This is a genomic window from Streptomyces sp. NPDC005728 (genome assembly GCF_040630895.1).
Taxonomy (GTDB): Bacteria; Actinomycetota; Actinomycetes; order Streptomycetales; family Streptomycetaceae; genus Streptomyces.
Map to the genome: position 1 here is coordinate 1 of NZ_JBEXYL010000264.1, position 2,310 is coordinate 2,310.

Genomic DNA, 2,310 nt, shown 5'->3' on the forward strand with positions numbered 1-2,310 from the left:
GTCCGAGCCGGTGGCCACCAACTGCCACAGCTCCTCCGGGGAACCCACCCCGCCGGGGAAGCGGCAGCCCATGCCCACGATGGCGATCGGCTCGTGCGCCTTCGCGTCGACGTCGCTGAGCCTCTGGTTCGCCTGCCGGAGGTCGGCCGTCATCCGCTTCAGGTACTCGAGGAGTTTTTCCTGCTCTGCCATCGCCTTGTCCGTCGCCTTTCGAAGATCACGTGGGAAGTGCCGCTCATCGCCTCGAACCGGTCCGCGTCACACGGAGCCGAATTCCTTGTCGATGAGGCCGAGCAGCTCGTCAGCTGTGGCCGAGGCGATTTCCTGGTCGATGTCCGTGCTGCCGCCGTCGGTTCCCGCGACCTTCGCGGCGAGCGCGCGCAGCCGGGACGACACGTGCTCCGGGTCCGGGAGCCGGGACGTGGAGGAGAGCAGGGCCGATTCCAGGCGGTCGAGTTCCTGCAGCAGGGCGGTCGAGTCCGGGTCCGGGCCCTCGTCGAAGAGTTCGCCGCCGAGGTGTTCGGCCAGGGCCGCCGGGGTGGGGTGGTCGAACACCACGGTCGGCGGGAGCTTCATTCCGGTCGCCGCGGCCAGCTGGTTGCGCAGCTGAACGGCGGTGAGCGAGTCGAAGCCCAGCTCCTTGAACGCGCGCTCCGCCGTCACCGAGCCGGTGGTGGAGTGGCCCAGTACCGCGGCGACATGGGTGCGGACGAGGTCCAGCAGGCCCGCCAGACGCTCCTCCTCGGGCAGCCCCAGCAGACGCTCCCGGGCGGATGCGGCCGCCGGCCGCGCGTGCCCCGGACCGGCGTGCCCCGGGCGGCGCACCTCGTGCCACAGCACCGGCGGTACGTCCTGACTCCGAAGCGCCGCGTGGTCGAGGCGGATCGGCACGAGCACGGGCTCGCCGGAACTCCGCGCTGCGTCGAAGAGGGCCAGTGCCTCCCCGGACGACAGGCCGAGTACACCCGAGCGTCCCGTACGCTCGCGCTCCGCGTCCGAGAGCGACGCCGTCAGCTCGCTCCGCTCGCTCCACAGCCCCCACGGCAGCGACTGCGCCGGCAGCCCGCCCGCGGCTCGGTGTGCCGCGAGGGCGTCCAGGAAGGCGTTGGCCGCCGCGTAGTTGCCCTGTCCGGGGCTGCCGAGCACGCCGGCCGCCGAGGAGAAGAGGACGAAGGCGTCGAGCTGGTGGTCCTGGGTGAGGTCGTGCAGGTTGAGCGCGGCGTCGATCTTCGGGCGCAGGACACGGTCGAGCTGGTCCGGGGTCAGGCCCGTGGTCGTGGCGTCGTCGAGGACGCCGGCCGCGTGGATGACGCCGGTCAGTGGCCGGTCCGGGGGGATGGCGGCGAGCGCGACGGCCAGGGCCTCGCGGTCGGCCGCGTCGCATGCGGCCATGGTGACCTGGGCTCCGACGGCCTCCAGCTCGGCGATCAACTCAGCGGCCCCTGGCGCCTGTTGGCCACGACGGCTGGTCAGGAGCAGGTGGCGTACTCCGTGTTCGGTGACCAGGTGGCGGGCTGTCAGGGCGCCTACGGTGCCGGTGCCGCCGGTGATCAGGACGGTGCCGGTTTGCCCGCCGAGGCTCGTGGCGGGGTGCGGGGAGGGCGTGGTGTGCCGTACGAGCCGCGGGACGAGGACCGCGCCGTCGCGCACTGCCAGCTGCGGTTCCTCACCCATGGCCAGGTTCGCGGCCAGTGCCTCCTCGGCGCCGTCCACCAGCCAGAGGCGGTCGGGGTGTTCGCGCTGCGCCGAGCGGACCAGACCCCACACGGGGGCGTTGGCCAGGTCGGCGACGTCGTCGCCCGGCCGGGTCGCGACCGCGCCGCGGGTGAGGAAGACCAGCCGCGTCGGGGCCAGACGTTCGTCGGCGAGGAACTGCTGCATCAGGGTCAGAGCGCGCTGCGTAGCCGTACGCGCCTGCTCGGCCAACCCCTTCGGCGCCACGTCACCGGCCGTGAAGGGCGCGACGACGACCTCGGGGACGGACTCTCCGAGGGCCGCAAGGTCGAGATCGGCACCCAGGGTCACGGAGCGGCCGGTGGTCGCCCTCAGCGGTCCGCCGGGCGCCGGTTGCCACTCCAGCCGGTACAGGTCCTCTTTCCGGCCGACCCGCAACTGCTCCGTGTTCACCGCGCGCAGCACCAGTGACTCCACCGACACGGCGGGCCGGCCGGCCGTATCCACAGCCGACAGCGACACACCACCGTCGTCCGTGGCCGCCAGCCGTACGCGCAGTGCAGTGGCGCCGGAGGACGCGAGGGACACGCCGGTCCACGAGAACGGCAGCCGGGGTTCGCCGACCCCGTCCGCATC

2 protein-coding genes are annotated in these 2,310 nt (G+C 73.0%); both read right to left on the bottom strand.

Translation table 11 applies throughout. The annotated features are described in order from the left end of the window. The coding region (locus tag ABZ471_RS48390; RefSeq protein ID WP_359075549.1) for a beta-ketoacyl synthase N-terminal-like domain-containing protein at positions 1 to 192 on the bottom strand (192 nt) is incomplete at its 3' end. 66 nt (positions 193 to 258) lie between these two features. After that, on the bottom strand, positions 259 to 2,310 hold a 2,052-nt coding region (locus tag ABZ471_RS48395), incomplete at its 5' end, for a beta-ketoacyl reductase (protein ID WP_359075551.1).